General features: G+C 43.1%; 16 protein-coding genes. 9 read left to right on the forward strand and 7 right to left on the reverse strand.

All coding sequences use genetic code 11. The features are described 5' to 3' along the window. The first annotated feature begins 8 nt into the window (after positions 1 to 8). Complete coding sequence (locus NSQ57_RS12830) at positions 9 to 2,243, forward strand: alpha-galactosidase (RefSeq protein WP_342424905.1); 2,235 nt, start codon at positions 9 to 11, stop codon at positions 2,241 to 2,243. Positions 2,244 to 2,387: 144 nt separating this feature from the next. On the opposite strand, the gene NSQ57_RS12835 is transcribed toward NSQ57_RS12830, so the two are convergent. Both NSQ57_RS12835 and NSQ57_RS12840 read right to left on the reverse strand, forming a co-directional pair. After that, a complete protein-coding gene (locus NSQ57_RS12835; RefSeq protein ID WP_340955493.1) occupies positions 2,388 to 3,374 on the reverse strand; it encodes a Gfo/Idh/MocA family oxidoreductase in 987 nt (328 codons plus the stop codon). Between the two features lies 1 nt (position 3,375). Continuing rightward, the gene (locus NSQ57_RS12840) at positions 3,376 to 4,395 is read right to left on the reverse strand and encodes a Gfo/Idh/MocA family oxidoreductase (protein ID WP_341039387.1); all 1,020 of its coding nucleotides are present in this window, start codon (positions 4,393 to 4,395) and stop codon (positions 3,376 to 3,378) included. A 181-nt stretch (positions 4,396 to 4,576) separates the two neighbouring features. Here NSQ57_RS12840 and NSQ57_RS12845 point away from each other — a divergent pair, with 181 nt between their 5' ends. Beyond that, entirely contained in the window at positions 4,577 to 5,443 is an 867-nt protein-coding gene (locus NSQ57_RS12845) for a MurR/RpiR family transcriptional regulator (RefSeq protein ID WP_029515164.1), read from the forward strand. Between the two features lie 110 nt (positions 5,444 to 5,553). Here NSQ57_RS12845 and NSQ57_RS12850 read toward each other — a convergent pair whose 3' ends face one another. Then, on the reverse strand, positions 5,554 to 5,859 hold the full coding sequence (locus tag NSQ57_RS12850) for a helix-turn-helix domain-containing protein (protein ID WP_165146488.1): 306 nt from the start codon (positions 5,857 to 5,859) through the stop codon (positions 5,554 to 5,556). Positions 5,860 to 5,970: 111 nt separating this feature from the next. Between NSQ57_RS12850 and NSQ57_RS12855 the strand changes: the two genes are divergently transcribed. Then, positions 5,971 to 7,134 carry an MFS transporter gene (locus tag NSQ57_RS12855; protein WP_341039388.1) on the forward strand — a complete coding sequence of 388 codons (1,164 nt, stop codon included), beginning with the start codon at positions 5,971 to 5,973 and terminating at the stop codon, positions 7,132 to 7,134. Positions 7,135 to 7,258: 124 nt separating this feature from the next. Here the strand turns inward: NSQ57_RS12855 and NSQ57_RS12860 are convergent, their stop codons facing one another. Next, the gene (locus NSQ57_RS12860; protein WP_342424906.1) at positions 7,259 to 8,386 is read right to left on the reverse strand and encodes an FAD-binding oxidoreductase; all 1,128 of its coding nucleotides are present in this window, start codon (positions 8,384 to 8,386) and stop codon (positions 7,259 to 7,261) included. A 150-nt stretch (positions 8,387 to 8,536) separates the two neighbouring features. Between NSQ57_RS12860 and NSQ57_RS12865 the strand changes: the two genes are divergently transcribed. Genes NSQ57_RS12865 through NSQ57_RS12885 form a run of 5 tightly spaced genes read left to right on the forward strand, consistent with a single transcriptional unit; the run spans position 8,537 to position 12,813 of the window. Beyond that, the gene (locus NSQ57_RS12865) at positions 8,537 to 9,244 is read left to right on the forward strand and encodes a lantibiotic protection ABC transporter ATP-binding protein (protein WP_069011825.1); all 708 of its coding nucleotides are present in this window, start codon (positions 8,537 to 8,539) and stop codon (positions 9,242 to 9,244) included. A gap of 1 nt (position 9,245) precedes the next feature. After that, entirely contained in the window at positions 9,246 to 9,977 is a 732-nt protein-coding gene (locus NSQ57_RS12870; RefSeq protein WP_341039390.1) for a lantibiotic immunity ABC transporter MutE/EpiE family permease subunit, read from the forward strand. 1 nt (position 9,978) lies between these two features. Continuing rightward, entirely contained in the window at positions 9,979 to 10,737 is a 759-nt protein-coding gene (locus NSQ57_RS12875) for a lantibiotic immunity ABC transporter MutG family permease subunit (RefSeq protein WP_165146500.1), read from the forward strand. A 37-nt stretch (positions 10,738 to 10,774) separates the two neighbouring features. Next, positions 10,775 to 11,434 carry a response regulator transcription factor gene (locus tag NSQ57_RS12880; protein ID WP_029515155.1) on the forward strand — a complete coding sequence of 220 codons (660 nt, stop codon included), beginning with the start codon at positions 10,775 to 10,777 and terminating at the stop codon, positions 11,432 to 11,434. Next, positions 11,425 to 12,813, forward strand: coding sequence for a HAMP domain-containing sensor histidine kinase (locus NSQ57_RS12885; RefSeq protein ID WP_341039391.1), 1,389 nt, complete (start codon positions 11,425 to 11,427; stop codon positions 12,811 to 12,813). Before NSQ57_RS12880 ends, NSQ57_RS12885 begins: the two co-directional genes overlap by 10 nt. Positions 12,814 to 13,112: 299 nt before the next feature. Here NSQ57_RS12885 and NSQ57_RS12890 read toward each other — a convergent pair whose 3' ends face one another. Beyond that, the gene (locus tag NSQ57_RS12890) at positions 13,113 to 15,164 is read right to left on the reverse strand and encodes a fibronectin type III domain-containing protein (protein WP_341039392.1); all 2,052 of its coding nucleotides are present in this window, start codon (positions 15,162 to 15,164) and stop codon (positions 13,113 to 13,115) included. A 378-nt stretch (positions 15,165 to 15,542) separates the two neighbouring features. Here NSQ57_RS12890 and NSQ57_RS12895 point away from each other — a divergent pair, with 378 nt between their 5' ends. Then, positions 15,543 to 15,872, forward strand: a complete 330-nt coding sequence (locus tag NSQ57_RS12895) for a DUF3817 domain-containing protein (protein ID WP_029515152.1) — start codon at positions 15,543 to 15,545, stop codon at positions 15,870 to 15,872. 206 nt (positions 15,873 to 16,078) lie between these two features. Here NSQ57_RS12895 and NSQ57_RS12900 read toward each other — a convergent pair whose 3' ends face one another. Then, positions 16,079 to 16,330, reverse strand: coding sequence for a YolD-like family protein (locus tag NSQ57_RS12900; protein ID WP_340955501.1), 252 nt, complete (start codon positions 16,328 to 16,330; stop codon positions 16,079 to 16,081). 200 nt (positions 16,331 to 16,530) lie between these two features. Further along, positions 16,531 to 17,100 carry a TetR/AcrR family transcriptional regulator gene (locus NSQ57_RS12905; RefSeq protein WP_029515149.1) on the reverse strand — a complete coding sequence of 190 codons (570 nt, stop codon included), beginning with the start codon at positions 17,098 to 17,100 and terminating at the stop codon, positions 16,531 to 16,533. Positions 17,101 to 17,236: the final 136 nt, after the last annotated feature.

Raw genomic sequence — 17,236 nt, forward strand, 5'->3', positions numbered from 1 at the left:
CTATGTACATGGCTAGTCTACAAGTTAACCAAAAGGAACGGACATTTCACTTAACGAACAAATACTGTAGTTATCTTTTCCGTGTCATGGAGAACGGGCAATTGGAGCATTTATATTACGGCAAAAAAATAGAGTACCTTGGTCAATATGACCGCTTTATCGAGCGAAGCTATCGTCCCGTGTCTGTCGGTGAGTTTGATAGTGACTTGGTGACATCGTTGGAAAGTATTAAGCAGGAATTTCCTTCTGCGGGAAGTGGAGACTTTCGAGAGCCAGCAATTGAGATCATACAGGAGGACGGATCTCATATAATGGAGTTCACTTATGACCATTACGAGGTAATCACTGGAAAACCTAAAATTCCTCATCTTCCAGCTACGTTTTGTAAGGAAGCACATGAAGCAGAGACACTCCTCATCACGCTGACCGATTCTCTTACAGGAACGGTGGCCGTGCTTGCTTACACCATCTTCAGCGAACTGCCCGTGATCACGAGATCCGTATCCATAACGAATTCCGGGAATAATCCCCTGAGAGTCAACCGTCTAATGAGCCTGAGTCTTGATCTTCCTGAAGCCGAATATGAAATTATTCATTTATCAGGGGCTTGGGGCAGGGAACGTCATGTGGAGCGTACACCATTGAGACCTGGGCTACAGTCGATTGGGAGCACTCGAGGAATTAGTAGTCATGTTCACAATCCATTTCTGGCGCTTGCCAAACCCGGATCACAGGAACACCAAGGAGAAGTATATGCGGTTAATCTCGTTTACAGCGGGAACTTTCTTGCCCAGGCGGAAGTGGACAGCTATTCAACTACCCGATTGATGATCGGCATTCATCCTGACAAATTCTGCTGGACCCTGAAGCCAGGAGAATGTTTTTATTCGCCTGAAGCAGTTCTGGTCTATTCTGAGAGCGGTTTAAATGGCATGAGCCAAGCATACCATAGCCTGTACAATAAACACTTAATTCGCAGCAGTTGGACCGAGCGGGAACGACCTGTATTGATCAATAACTGGGAGGGGACCTATTTTGATTTTACTGAGCAGAAAATAGTTGATATGGCAAAAAAAGCAGGTGAACTGGGGATTGAACTCTTTGTCTTGGATGACGGATGGTTCGGTCGAAGAAACAATGATACCTCTTCCCTCGGTGACTGGTTTGAAAATCCTGAAAAGCTACCGAACGGGATCTCGAATTTGGCAAAGAAGATCAATCAGCTCGGGATGAAATTCGGTCTTTGGTTCGAGCCGGAAATGGTTAACTCCGACTCTCATATTATCAGGGAGCATCCAGACTGGGTTGTGGGAACACCCGGCCGTCAACGCAAGCATGGACGTCATCAATATGTTCTTGATTATTCCCAACCGCCTGTCGTGGATTACCTGTTTAAGTTAATGGATGACGTGCTCTCTTCTGCTCGGATCGAATACGTAAAATGGGATATGAATCGCTGTATTTCAGAAGCCTATTCGTTATCTCTGGGCAAGGAAAGACAGGGCGAATTTTTTCACCGCTATGTCCTGGGTGTATATGCTTTATATGAGAAGCTGATTACCGAACACCCTGAGATTTTGTTTGAGTCCTGTGCTTCCGGTGGGGGACGGTTTGATCCAGGGATGCTTTATTACGCTCCGCAAGCATGGACAAGCGACGATAGCGAGGCTATAGAACGTCTGAAGATTCAGTATGGCACTTCCATGGCCTATCCGCTTAGCAGTATGGGTGCTCATGTGTCAAGCATCCCGAACCACCAGGTAGGCAGAACGGCACCGCTGCAAACTAGATCCAATGTCGCCTACTTTGGTATATTCGGTTATGAACTTGACCCATTGGCGTTGTCCGAAGAAGAGTGCAATGTAATTAAAAAACAAATACAAGTATATAAACGTCACCGACGATTAATTACACAGGGAACCTTTTACCGTCTGCTAAGTCCCTTTGAAAAAAATGAAACAGCATGGATGACCATTGATGCAGAACGTGAGCATGCTCTCGTCGGCTGGTACCAGGTTCTCTCACGCCCCAATGCAGCTTATTCACGGCTAAAGCTCATCGGACTGGACGAAATGGCAGTATATTTCGTGGAAGAATTGGACCGACGTTTTACAGGCAGCGAGTTAATGAACATCGGACTTATACTCACCCCGCCTTATAAGGCTGACCAGGATTTTAATATTGCGGAGAAATATGATTTTTCATCTGAATTATTCACTCTAACTAAAGAGACTTCCTCGTGATTGGATTATGACTTGAAGTAATGATATCAAAGACATGACTGAAGAGAGAAATCAAGGATTAAACGAAGAAGTGGTTATCCGTTATGCAGTGTCCGCTGTGTGGGAATTACGGATCAGAAGCAACTCAGTAATTGAGCTGCTTCTTTATTTATCAGGACCAAATACAAGATTGGCGGATTGCTTGGCTTTCTCAATGACATTCATGACCCTCTCGCTGTGTTCAAGCATTTCTGAGACTTTTTCCAAATCTTTTTCCTCGATGATACGGTCAAACTCAACGAATTCATCATACATTCGATGGGGATGATCTTTCTGATCTACCCGGATTGGCGTTTCCTTATTCGCAGTGTAATCAAAGCAGTCGCATATATTTGCTGAACTTGCCATGTGTATATAGCCCTTATTGCCTTGAACGTTCACTGCATTGGGAGCCGTACTGTCTTTTGAACCTATGCAGACACACTTGAAGTCACCGTAATCAAGCAGCAGCATACCTGAAGTATCAATTCCACGCTCCATGTTCGCCCAATACTGCACTTTCTTCGGGCTCCCGAAGAATCCAACAACCAAATGAATATTATATAAATTAATATCCATCAAGGCTCCACCAGACATTTCCGGATTAAACGCAGGCTGGATTATTCCCGCTTTGAAAGCTTCATACCGAGATGAGTATTGAGAATAGTTGCATTCCACTATTTTGATCTCACCAAGCTTAGGTAGATACTCCTTCATTGACAAATAATTTTTCAAATATTGATTCGTTATGGCTTCCACCAATACCAGTTTTCTTTGCTGAGCAATTTCTTTTAGCTCTAGAAATTCTTGCAAATTGGAAGTAAACGGCTTCTCACAGATGACATGTTTACCACTCAATAATGCCTCTTTCGCATATGAATAATGAAGATGATTAGGCAACCCGATATAAACTGTATCCACATCACGACTCATCAGCATCTCGCTGTAATCCGAATAAATCTGAGATATTCCATATTTACTTTGTAAATCCAGTAATTTCTCCTTGTGGCTAGGTCTAGAACAAATTCCCTTTAGTAAAATGGTCGGGATTTCCTGAATAAAGCTTAATAGATCCCCTACGATCATCCCTGCTCCGACAATTCCTAACTTCATTTTAGCTGCACTCCTCTATACCTTTTTCAAGTATTTCCATACACATTATCGTTTCTTCGTCTTTAATCACTTTTTGTTTACCAATTACGATCGACTGATAAATATCGTCATACACTCGGGCATAGTCTCCCTTTTCAGAAACGATTTTATCTTCATGATACTCGCCCTTATCATCAAGGTATGTTAAGATGCCGTAATGCTCGGGCAGGTCGATGCCGAAATCGGAGTGTCCCTTAGGCAGATAGTATAATTTCAGATGCTCCTCCTGACGATCCTTTGTCTGCTTTATAAAAACGCCTTTTTTGCCGTATACAACAAAACTCGGCCGCTCTTTTAAACGAAAAAAGCTGGATTTAATGGATACCTTGAGTGAGGGATAATAAAAATCTAGATCAAAATAATCATTCATTCTTCCAGAACCGAGCAATTGGCGCACGTCGTAATGGATCGTGTCAGGCTTCCCAAAATAGGAAAGAACCTGGTCAATGGTATGAGCGCCATGTCCATAGAGGTAGCTGTTATATCTGGAAAAATGAGAGGTGGAGTTGGGGGTCTCAGGGCGGTAATAATCGAAATGCATTTCCACCTCCAACAAATCACCGAGTTTCCCTGATTCAATAACCTTCTTGGTAGTGAGAAAATCCGAATCGTAACGTCTGTTTTGATAGCATTGAATAATCAGATTTTTCTCTTTGGCATATTGGAAGATGGACACAGCTTCTTCTTTCGTTAACATAAAGGGTTTTTCAACAAGTACATTTTTCCCGTGGTCGAGTGCCATTTTCGCATAAGTGTAGTGGGATTCTACAGGTGTACAGATAACAATCAACTGAATTTCCTTATCGTTCATTAGAGATTCAAGATTATCAGTATACTGCACGCCAGGGATTTTCTCCCACTCCCCTTTATCTGGATTACGGGCGTAGATCGTCTTTACGTTCAAATGATCTCTGGTCAATGAAAAAGGAAGATGATACCGATTGGTGCTTTTGCCATTCCCAATATAACCGATGTTAAGCATATTAATTCCCCCTAGGCTCTTTTTCATTTATTATAGAAGAAGAACGTTGATCGTAAAGGATTTGCCGCTAAAATGGTACAATCAACCGAATATTTTTAAAAATGTTTATTTATTTTCAAACAAAATGTTTATTTTAGATCCTTTATCAAACGTCATTTCAATTGAACCGGAGTTGAACTTGTTGAAAATACTGATGCAATTATCCGAAATGCAAAACTTTACACCAAATGAAAAAAGCATTGCATCCTATATTTTGCTTCATAAGGAAAGTATCCTGCACTTAAATATTCAGGAGCTTGCAAAGGCAACATATACTTCGCATTCCGCGATTAATCGATTAACACATAAACTTGGGCTATCTGGCTTCAAGGAGTTCATAATCAAACTTGCTCGGGAGTTTCAGCAGAATACCCAGAACATTTCCAATGTAGACCCCAACTATCCATTTGGTTTTGATGAATCCCCACTTCAAGTGGCGAAAGAAATTGCAGAATTAATGAAGGAAACGATAGAAAAAAACTTTACATTCATGGATGATGATTTATTGTCGCAAACAGCCCTATTGCTGGATCAAGCGAAAAGGATCTTTATATATGCGTTAGGAGATTCACAAATCCGTGCGAAAAGTTTCCAAAATAAATTAGTGAAAATTAACAAGTATGTGGTTATAGCTACGGAGCTGTCTGAGTGGGCGTACCATACGGCTAATCTTACGCCACAGGATTGCGCTGTTTTTTTAACTTACCACGGAAAATCACCGATCTTTTTAAAAGCAGCAAAGCACTTTACACATGAAAATATTCCTTTTATCACAATTACAGCAACCAGTCAAAATGAATTGGCCAAACTCAGTAATATCTGTATCCAGGTGCCTAATGACGAAGTAAAACATGCCAAGATTGGTACATTTTCGTCGCAAATTGCCTTTGACTATGTATTAAATGTGATCTACTCCTGTATCTATAAAATTGACTACTTAAAAAACATGCAATTCGCAACACAATCGTTGAAGAATTCGCATCTCAATGACATGATGAATGACGTGTAGAGGGATTAGCTTCTCTCTAACTGCAAAATAAGCGGCAATTTATAATTATATATGGTTGTTCTTCGACAAATAAGGTCTAGCTAGTTTTATGCTAACTAGACCTTTTTCTTTTATTGCTTCAAGCCCATCAGTACGGCCGACAGCAAGCTAGGAAAGCGTTCATTCAAATCAAAGTAACGGATAGAGATAAAGCGTTGGGTTCCCTCTATTCTCGTATGAATAACCCCTGATTCCCGAAGAACCTTAAAATGATGAGACAAGGTTGACTTTGGAGCTGAAATATCTATCGAGCTGCAGGATTGCTCCCCTTTTTCGTCTAAAATCTGGATGATATTAAGCCGAATGGGGTCACTTAGAGCATATAAAACTGTAGGTAGAGTAATTTCAATTACGTTGGGATGATACAGCGTTCTCAAGATCCGTTCACCTGCCTAACAAAGAATTGTAGTTGCATTATAGCATATTGGAATGCTATATTTCTATTATTCGAAAATATTCGAACTATAGAACAAATGGAGGGTTTCGTTTTGAATAAAATTATCACCTTGTTTTTCTTGATCATGTTTTTCATTGGTACAGATACGTTCATTGTGTCGCCTCTTCTACCTATTCTTCGTGAAAGCTTCGGCATTTCTATCGAACAATCAGGCTGGATTGTTTCAGCCTATGCTTTAGGGTATGCTCTGTTTGCCTTAATTGCAGGACCGTTGTCAGATGCATGGAATCGAAAAAAAGTACTACTGTTCGGCTTACTTGGTTTTGGTATCTTCACTCTACTTTGTGGCTTTGCCGTTGATTTTTGGACCATGTTTGCTTTTCGCTTATTGGCTGGCATTAGTGCCGCTTTTGCCTCACCTCAAGTTTGGGCAGCCATTCCTCAGTTAGTTCAACCACATAAAGTGTTAAAAGCCATGGGAGTTGTCACCGCAGGATTAGCTTTTTCCCAAATGCTAGGCGTTCCCATTGGCAGCTATCTCGCTACCACCGGGTGGCAAACACCCTTTATTATGATTGGTTGCTGCACCTTCCTGATCGTTATTTGGACTGCTGTTCTCTTGCCCGCCTTGCCTCCTTCTATACAGAAGCAAAAGGCTCCCTCGATTAGGAACAGATACCGTTCATTGCTGCAGGGGTCAACACCTAAGGTCGCTTTTCTGGCCTACTTCCTGTTCCAACTCGGAAATTTTGCTGCCTTCTCTTTTATTGGCACATGGCTGTCCGACAAATTCAGCCTCAATGTTGCAAATATTGGTACGGTGATGTTATTCCTTGGTTTAGGAAATACGATTAGTAGCTTATTTGGGAGCAGCTTAGTTAACAAAGTGGGGCCTAAGCACTCTTTGATCTATGGCGTAATTTTCATCGGTCTGCTTTATTTGCTTCTGCCCTATTTACCTAGTGTGACCTATGTCGAAATTACATATTTTCTGATCTTCCTTATCCTTGGAATGATTTTTCCGCTTATGATGAGTATGCTTCAAACCTTATCTGCCACAGCACGCGGAACAGTTTCATCACTTGCCAATTCTTCTATGTATTTTGGAACAATGGTTGGCTCTTTCACAGCAGGAATGCTATACGCTCACAGCGGTGGTTTTATTTCCGTTAGTCTGTTTTCTGTGATTTGTTTCGGTGTGTCACTTATCTTGTTCCTACGTAGCGGGGTTTTACTAGGTCTAAGACTAAAATAGAAACGAGTAACCTTAAAAATTGACATAAGCTCTATCTTTGGGCCAGGAAAAGAACTTATATTATTAGAAAAGCCGCCAGTATGGCGGCTTCTTATGCATATCTACTGTTGTCTAGCTTCAAGGATCACTCTTCATCAATAGCATTTCGAATATCATAATCATCGATGTTGATATCCAAGGCCATTCCAAGTACCAACTTTGCCAACTGATTTCCAATAAAGGGACCCATGGTCAACCCGGATGCTCCAAGCCCATTTGCCGCTATAAGGCCATTCCAGCCAGGAACAGCTCCGATCACCGGTAGAAAACCGGGTGTAAAAGGACGGAAACCAACTCTTACCTCCTGAAAAGTACTGTTTGCTAAATCAGGGGCCAATTCCAAACCTTTGTTCAGAATTTCCTGCATCCCACCTGCTGTTACTCTCGTATCGTAACCCTCGATTTCATTTTCGTGAGTCGCCCCTATTACGATCTTTTGCTTGTCAAAAGCAAGCAGATATTGATCAGAAGGCGGCATGATTACAGGCCAGGTGCCTGTGTCTTGCCTATTAGAAACCTGCAAATGCATAATTTGTGCTTTTTGATAACTAACCTTAAAATGAATGCCCAAAGGCAGCATCAGTTGATTGGCCCATGCACCTGCACAAACAATGACTTCGTCAGATGAGAAGCTGTTTGCACCGACCGTTACTCCTGTTACATGGTCGGAATCGTATTGAAGCACAGCATCCCCATGGATAAGGGTTGCCCCATTTCTTTGTGCTGATCGGATCAACGCATCACGCAGCGCACGACCATCTATACGAGCGGCACCACTAATATGAACAGAATGGTAACCTTCTACTAACAAAGGAAATTGTTCATGGGTTTCCTTTTCATTTAGTTGCGTAATCTCACCGATTTCTGGCGCATCTGCTTGTCGTAAGTGTGCTCGCTCCTGCATTTTTTTAATTTTCTCCAAATCATCATGAATACTGAGAGCTCCAACTTGAGCATAGCCAGTTTCTGTTTCCCCCTCGCTTTTAAGTTCTTCAATCAATCCGGGGTAAAAACGTGCGCCCGCTTTGGCTAGCTGGTACCAAGCCTGATTGCGTCGCTGTGATAACCAGGGACAAATAATGCCAGCAGCTGCATCAGTCGCCTGTCCTTTATCTTTGCGGTCTACAAGAATGACATCAGCGCCCAATTTTGCTAACTGGTATGCTGTCGATGCCCCCAGAATTCCTGCTCCGATTACGATAACCCTCTTCATGAATACATCCCTTTCCTAAATCACTGTATCCATTATAGCGAATACCGCATGAATGCATAAAGTTTGAAACATTAATATTTCTATCCTTATAAAGTTCTTAGAATTGATCTGTAAAGTAGTTGTCAGAACGAATGAAAAGGATGAACTGATATGGATAACATTATTTTACAGACTAAAAATCTCTGCAAAACCTTTAGACGGCAACAGGCGGTGAACAACGTCACACTGTCTATTCAGGAGAATTCCGTCTATGGGCTACTTGGCCCAAATGGGGCTGGAAAATCAACCACCTTGAAAATGTTAACTGGTATGCTACGTCCGACAGGCGGTGAAATTTTATTCCAAGGAAAACCCTGGTCACGAAAATATCTCGCTCAGATCGGCGCACTGATCGAATCTCCTCCACTCTATGAGAATTTGACTGCTAGAGAGAATTTAAAGGTTCGTACAACCTTGCTCGGACTACCTGATTCACGAATTGATGAAGTACTGAACATTGTTGATTTGACTCATACCGGGAAAAAACGCTCTGGCCAGTTCTCGATGGGCATGAAACAGCGGCTGGGCATTGCTATTGCGCTCCTCAACCATCCCAAACTACTAATTTTAGATGAGCCAACCAACGGACTTGACCCCATTGGCATTCAGGAGCAACGCGAGCTGATTCGCTCCTTCCCGAAGCAAGGAATTACCGTAATTCTTTCCAGTCATATTTTATCCGAAGTCGAACAAATCGTTGACCATGTCGGTATTATCGCTGGTGGCATATTAGCTTACCAAGAGGCGGTTACACCAGGACAAGACTTGGAATCGTTGTTCATGCAGATTGCACAGGAATACCGAAAAGGGGATGAGTAGGATGCAGCAATATATAGCCGCCGAGCATCTAAAATTAAAGCGTACCTTCACGAAAAAGCTGGTCTGGCTGGCCCCCATCGTTACTCTTCTTCTGTGTACCGTGCTCATGGGGGGACATATGCTCCAAAGCGCCAGCTACAATTGGTGGTATTTCATGCTGCTGCCAGGTGCGCTCACCTTAATATGCTCAGGAGTGATCCAAAAGGATGGCAAGAAGCTGAAATACCGTGCTGTCCTTGGCATGTCTGTAGATTTGGCTCAGGTATGGTACGGTAAAATCGGGGTTTGCGTAAGACTCTTAATGGTTTCCTCTATTATTTTATTTATAGGGATAACTCTTGGCGGATTCGTATTCTCAACTTCCGTGACACTAGCAGAAAGCGTCGCTGCAACTCTGATCCTCTTCACCACCTTTTTGTGGCAAGTTCCACTTTGCCTGTTCCTGACGGATCGAATAGGCATGTTTGCCACCCTAATCATCAACATGCTGGGCAACGTAGCCTGCACCGTCTTGTTCGCTACGTCTTCTGTATGGTGGGCGGTACCCTATGCTATACCAGCGCGATTGATGTGCGCCGTCATCCAAGTGCTGCCTAATGGGCTTGCCGTTCCTTCAGGAGATCCACTTTTGGATGGAGGCATAATTGTTCCCGGCCTGTTGATCACAGTATGTCTATTCATGATTCTGTCAGTGCTGACGGCCATGTCTTTCCGTAAACGGGAGGCTAAGTAAGATGATATCTTTCTTCCGCAACCTGAAATCTGACGTGCTTAAACTTCGAAGGCAGCCCTTATTGCTCGTGCAGCTGCTTGTGCCGATCTTGGGGATAGCAATTTTTCTAGCCTACTATTCCTTTACTCCGTATTCACCGATTTCGAAGATAGACGGCTATTTGCAGGTCCTGGCTGTGGTTCTTCCTATCATGATTGGTATTGTATGCTCCATTGCTGTTGAGCAGGAGTCAGTCGCTGGAAATTTCCAACACCTCTTGACCTCGCCGGTGAAGCTGTTACCTTTTTTGAGCAAGCTTAGCCTACTCCTGTGCTTGGGATTTGGCAGTGTGCTGCTTGCCTCAGGCGGCTTTGGGGCTGGCTATATATATCTTATGAAAGAGTCCCCGTATGGCTTGAAGTTTTATGTGTTGGCTGCCTGCATTCTGTTTGTGTCCAGTGTGTTCCTTTATATTCTGCATTTTTTCATTAGTTTGCGGTTCGGTAAGGGAGCTTCCATCGGCCTGGGTATTATGGAGAGTCTATTGTCCGCTTTGCTTCTTACAGGGCTGGGTGATCATAATTGGATATTCGTTCCCTCTGCTTGGGCGGCCCGGTTCATCACGATCTGGGTGCAATACGGCGTAAGCTCAGCTGATTCTATCCCTGAAGCTATACAGCTCGATTTGGGAATCAGATATTGCGTAGTAGGGACCTTAGTCATCATGGTATTATTAGGGTTATGGATTTGTCGTTGGGAAGGACAAAGTTCGTTGGAGTAAAGATTAGAGTAAAGAAAGCAAGGGATGTGAATAAAGCATGGCAAACTTGTTGGCCGTTGATGACGAACCCGCCGTTTTGGCACTCCTTCAAAATATTTTGCAGAAAGATGGCCATGTTGTCACGGTGGTCTCCGCCTCCCCACAGGTTCTCACCATGCAGCTCGGAGCATTTGATCTTATACTGCTTGACGTGATGATGCCTACCATGGACGGATTCACACTCTGCCGGGAAATTCGCAGCAAGGTAGACTGTCCGATACTGTTTCTTACCGCAAAATCCATGGAGAACGATGTGATGTTGGGGCTTGGGGATGGAGCCGACGATTATATTGTCAAACCGTTCGGCACTGGAGAGCTGCGCGCACGAATCAACGCCCATCTCAGACGGGAGAATCGTGAACGGCGTAATGTATTCTGCATCGGGGAAGTTCATTTCAATCTGTCTGGCAAGGAAATCACCGTTCAGAATGTTGTAGTCCCGTTTACCAAAAGTGAATATGAGATATGTAAGTTTCTAGCTTTGAACTGGGGGCAGGTATTCTCTAAGGAGCAGATTTACGAAGCGGTCTTCGGCTTGGATGGGGACAGCGATTCCGCCACCATTGTAGAGCATGTCAAAAATATCCGGGCCAAGCTTGGCAAAGTAGAGGTTTCTCCAGTGGAGACGGTTTGGGGGATCGGCTACCGATGGAAGTAACCAAAGTACAACAAGCACGCAAGACTACCAAATTACGAACCATTTTCCTGGGTTATTTAGTTATGTTTTGTATTGGGACGATTGCGCTCGCTCTGTTCCTGGTCCTCATCTTCTATGCCCTGATATCTTATGGGGCCATTCTTCCCGCGAACTATGCGGAGAAGCAGGTACGGGAGGACAAGTCAATCATTGAAGCGGGCAAGACCCTGCAACCGAATTCTCAGATAAAACTGTATAAGTACGCGTTGTTCACTTCGGAAGGCCGCCTCATTGAAGGAAATCTTTCTGAAAACCAGGCCCAAGCCGCTTGGAGTGTTACGCAGCAGAGCAATACTGCGTATCAATTTCCCTATAACTATGTAAAAGTTCCACATCATGATGAAATTACTGTGATGCGCTATTCTGTCTCGGCACAGTTTGAACTTCCTATCCTGCGTCAATATCTGCCGAACGCAGAATTGTCCTTTTTGGCCGTGTTCTGTATCGCCTTCCTGGGGGGAGGTGCTTTACTGGCTTCCTCCTTCGGACGAAAGCTGGCACGTAAGATGAGCGGATTGCAGCAGGCTACCAAACAAATTCAAGCACAGGATTTGGACTTCTCAATCAAGTTCAGTGGCGTGATGGAGATCGATCAGGTACTACATTCCATGGATAAAATGAAAGAAACTTTAAAGACATCGCTTCAGAAACAGTGGAATCTCGAAAAATCCCGTCGCGAGCAAATATCCGCTCTAGCACACGATGTCAAAACACCACTCACTATCGTTCGTGGAAACGTAGAGCTGCTGTCCGAGACCGATCAGTCCGAAGAGCAAAAGGACTATACGGATTATATAGCGGAAAGCACCAGGCAGATGGAGCAGTATATTAAAACTCTCATTGACATTTCAAAAGCGGAAACACTAGTCACCCTGCGGGCGGAAACGATGGATGCTGACTTCTATTTATCGAAAGTGAAAGATCAGATAATGGCCTTGGCTGCTGTCAAAAAAATATCTGTAGCATTCGCTGCATATAACCTCCCTAAGACGCTGTATGCAGACCCAGTGCTACTTGAGCGTGCCATTATGAATGTTGCTTCTAATGCGGTAGATCAGGCGCCTGAATACAGCGAGATCCAGCTGATCGTAGAATCTGTTGAAAACTGTATTCGGTTCAGCATCGTAGACGAAGGCCCGGGCTTCTCTCCAGCAGGTCTCAAACAGGCCGCCGAGCAGTTTTATATGGGTGATTCATCCAGAAGATTGAGTGGACATTACGGTATGGGCCTGTATATAACAAAATCCATTGTCAACCTACATGACGGACAACTGATCATCACCAACTCCACCCAGACAAGCGGCGGACAGGTAAGCATTGAAATACCAATCAGTGCATGAATCATACAAGCGAGAATCAATCCTATCGTATACCTTAATCATTCCAGGTGCGACCAAGCCTAATCAGATCGAAACTAATCTTCAAACGCTGAGTATTCAACTAACTGTAGAAGATCTTAAGCAGCTTGATATCCTTTTTAGTCAAAATAACTTGTTTACAGAGTAGCTGATTGTCAATTTATAACTCTATTAGCTGGCGCTTATAAAGCGCCCCTTTTCGCATTTTACGTACACTTATTGGATAGTAGACAAAAAAGAGTTCTAAAGTTTTCACTTTAGAACTCTTTTAACAGATGCATTTATTTGGTAATCGTAATTTGTTTGGATGCAGTATTATAGTTCACCTGATACCCCGAAAGCTCGCTAATCACTCGTAATGGAACCAGCGTGTAGCCGTTAACAATAACCGGAGCTGTGATGTTCGTCGAATAACTTCGAGAGTTGTTTAACTCATATACGGCAAGGGTCGAATTCTTGACTTGAAGCACTACCTGTTTGCCGTCTGTAGGTCGATTCAGAATTATCTTTTTGGTCGATTTTTCATAATTCACCTCGTAACCTATCCGTTCACTGATAAAGCGCAGCGGGACCATCGTCGCCCCATTAATGATCCGAGGAGCCTGAGCCATCGTCGTAGCACGACCATCGACATAAGCTGATTTAGCTCCTGGTGTCAGGGTGAACGAAGATGAATAGGAGGAAACCGCATTGTTAGGATATGAAGACGTTGTACCAGAAGTGGTTGTCGTAGTAGAACTCGTCCCGGATGATGAACTACCGGTACCAATCGCTCTATTGCGAATAGCTTCTAGCCGATCCAGCAGATCGCTTTTACGGGTTCCGCTCGGCAGATCACTGATTGCATCTCTGGCAGAACGCCAGTCGGACGCATTTAGACTGTTTTCCGCAATTCGCATCAAATCTCTCGCTTTCTCATAGTTCGATGAACTAGAGGAAGAAGAGTAGTAACCATCCGAATTCGTGCGTTCTGATATCTTTACACCACTAGATTCCCTTCCATTACTATTTACGGTTACGACCTTAATCTCATACCAGCGTCCTTCTCGTAAATCCGTAATTTTATAGGACTCAGAGCTTGTAGTCCCCTTATAATCACCGTCCGCATATATCTTCACCTTGTCGGCTCGACTCGGCATATCATAGGTGATTTTGATCCAGGTGTCGCTTTTGCTATCTACTTCAAGATTGGACACTTCTGACGAATTGGAGGACGTACTGTCCGTTGTGGCAGTCAGTCTCACACCGGAGGACAATGTACCTGTGCTTCGCTTAGATCTTATCGTGAATGTATAGGTCTGGCTTGCCGAAAGATTGTTGAAAGTATAGGATGTTCCAGTTGAATCGGTTACCAGTTGCCCGTCCTTATACAGACTGACCGTACTAATTCCGCTAGGCCTTGTCCAGGAAACAGTAACACTATAGTTATTAACTGATGTCACTGAAGCACCTGTCACATCGGGCACGATATCGGTAGAGACCGTAGAAGTTGTAACTGGAATACTAACTCCTTGAGATATATTTCCGGATTTGTCTATCGTTTTGACCGTTACGGTATAGGCTGTGGCAGCATTCAAGACATTAAACGTGTAAGACGTGCCTGTGGTTCTTTGAATTTCTGTACCATTTAAATAGACAATCGCTTGGCTTAAGTCAGCATCCTTAGGCAATATGTAATTGATGGTAAATCCATTATATCCTACATTCGTCGCTGTCAGTCCGCTTACTTCTCCTGGTGGTGTCTTATCCACAGGACCATCAACGGAAGCCGTTTTAGCCTGTATTGTTGTACCGAGAGATTCATTTCCACTCTTATTCACCGTTTTCACGCGAAAGGTATATGTCGTGTTCGGCTGTAAACCGCTCAACATATAAGAGTTACTTCGAATGTTATCTACATACACATCGTTAGTAACACCAACCACTTTTACGTGGTCAAAATTGATGTCCGACGGATTGTTCCAGGACAAATTTACTTTTGTTGTTTCTGTAGGAACCGCTGTCAGATTGCTTACCTCTGCCGGCGCGATATTCGCAGTCACCATTTGGCTCGACATTACTTTTAGCATTTGGTTAAGATAGGTGTTCTGACCATAACCTTTGGTTAACGTAGTCACTTTCGGACCTGAAGTAACAGGCACTTGACTACCTTGAGCGGTTGCTAATTTGGTATGTAACTGTGTTGTATTTAGGCCTGTCAGATTTGAGTAATGCCTCTCAGTCGGCAACGCGCTAGCCACTGCATCGGGTGTCAAAATGCCATATCCCGTATTCAAAATCAGTGTAGCCGTTGCGAACGGAGCCATCCATTGACGCAAACGTTTTTTATTCATATTCTATGCTCTCCTTGATACCAGTATGGAAATTTTATTTGTCAAAAACTAATAAGTTAAGCTTACAAGCCCTTCTGCTGCAATCCAGCTTTTAAAATATGTACCATAATGTACACACGTTCATTTAACTGTTATCGGAATTTGCATACAAAATGTTTAGGCTTCACACCGTATTTTTACTGATAGGGGGTCGCGCATACAATAGGGATACACATTTTGACAAGTTAAATGAAATTACAATTATCGTTTCCAGGAGCGCTAAGCTGTGTGACGTTGGCATCTGCCGTAAATATTCGATATATCGTAACTTTCTACCGTTTAATAACAATGCATTATAGGATATATTAAATTTTAAGTAATAAGAGAAAGAGGTGTATTATGTTCAAAAATGCCTTTAAGATGTTTGGTGTCATTGGTAATATTGAAGCAATTTCATATCTACTGCTTGTGTGTATCGCTATGCCACTTAAATACGCAGCTGGAATACCGCAAATGGTAAGCTGGGTGGGTATGATCCATGGGGTACTGTTCGTGGCTTATGTTGTAGCGACTGTGGTCATGCTGATTATGCGGAAAATAACGCTACTGCAAAGTCTTGCTGCCTTGATTGCCTCACTGTTGCCGTTTGGCCCCTTCATTTTTGATCGTAAGGTGCTTAAGAAAGCCGAAGCACGTGCGAGTCATACCAGCCCGATAAAAGCTACATAAGCATGTACAAGGGCAAGTGCCAATACAACAACGCGGCTTTCTCTTCCCACTCATGCAGCAGTATACAAAAACAACCGATGGCTCTAAACCACTCGGTTGTTTTTGTATACGCGAATTTTAAATTGTTACTTTCCCTCGCAGTAAGGGAGACTCTAACTTTGTCATTCTTTTTGTCCCTTTCTGCTATATTTATGTAATCACAACAACTAATCTCTCGGGTAATTTACACTCATAATATCCATAAAAGGAACTTTATCCGTTTCTCCATTACTCTCTACATGAACCTTCCCTGTTCTTGGGTCCATTTTAACAATCTGTCCGCGGGTTGCTTCTGCGCGTCCCCATACGGTCAATACAACCTCGGATTGCTCTCGTTGTGCTTCTACAAGCTGATTCCCGATTTCCTCCAGTACAAATTCATCCCGAGTAGGCCGTTTGGGTACCTTCGCTTTTGCCACTTGCTATCACCCTTCCTTCACGCAAAATCAAAATCAAATTCATTCTATTTTACCATACTTTTCATCATTTGGTGCTGGTAATGTGAGTAAAATTACGTCTCAGAACCACAAAAAAGCCGAGTTCTCAAAAACGAGAACATCGGCTCTCTAAAGTTACTTGTTGGAGCTCATAGGAGAGATTGAAAATTGAAGAGACAGGATTATTTGACCAACTGTGGAATGTAATCCACGATATTATAAATAGGAGCACTGCTCTGTTGCGTAACGGCCAAAATCAATGCACCTTCGAGCATCGAAATGATAAGTACCGCCAGACTGCGTGCCTTTTCCTCGTCCCAGCCCGATTCCTGAAGACGCTCCATATAGATGTGCTGCCAATCTGTAAACGTATTCACACAAGCATGACGTAGCGATTCACTAATACAGGAAGTTTCCGCAGCAGCCCAGAAGCCAATCGGCATGAAGTCGTTAAAGCCGGTACGGTCTGCCTCCTCAGCTGTATTACGAATAAAATCCTGAATGGCTAGCACTGGATTATCATTCCCGTCCAGTGTCTGTTTTAATTTTTGCTTTATAAACTCATTCCCTCTTCTTATGCACTCCAAAGCCAATTCTTCTTTACCACGCGGAAAATAATAATAAAGTGACCCTTTCGGTGATCCACTCTCCGCAAGAATCTGATTCAGTCCGGTCGCGTGATACCCCTGATGAAAAAAGAGCTTCGATGCGGTTTGTACGATATTCTCGTATGATTCGGGTTTAGCAGCCATATACAGCATCCTTCATTATTTAATATTTACAACTTATACTTTGACAAAAAAATAACAACATGTTTATTATATATAGACCGATTGTTATAATTCAACACTATTAATTTATTTGGAGGAACAAAAACAACATGAGTAC

Origin of the sequence: Paenibacillus sp. FSL L8-0502, from assembly GCF_038593055.1 — a bacterium.
Classification (GTDB): Bacteria; Bacillota; Bacilli; order Paenibacillales; family Paenibacillaceae; genus Paenibacillus; species Paenibacillus polymyxa_D.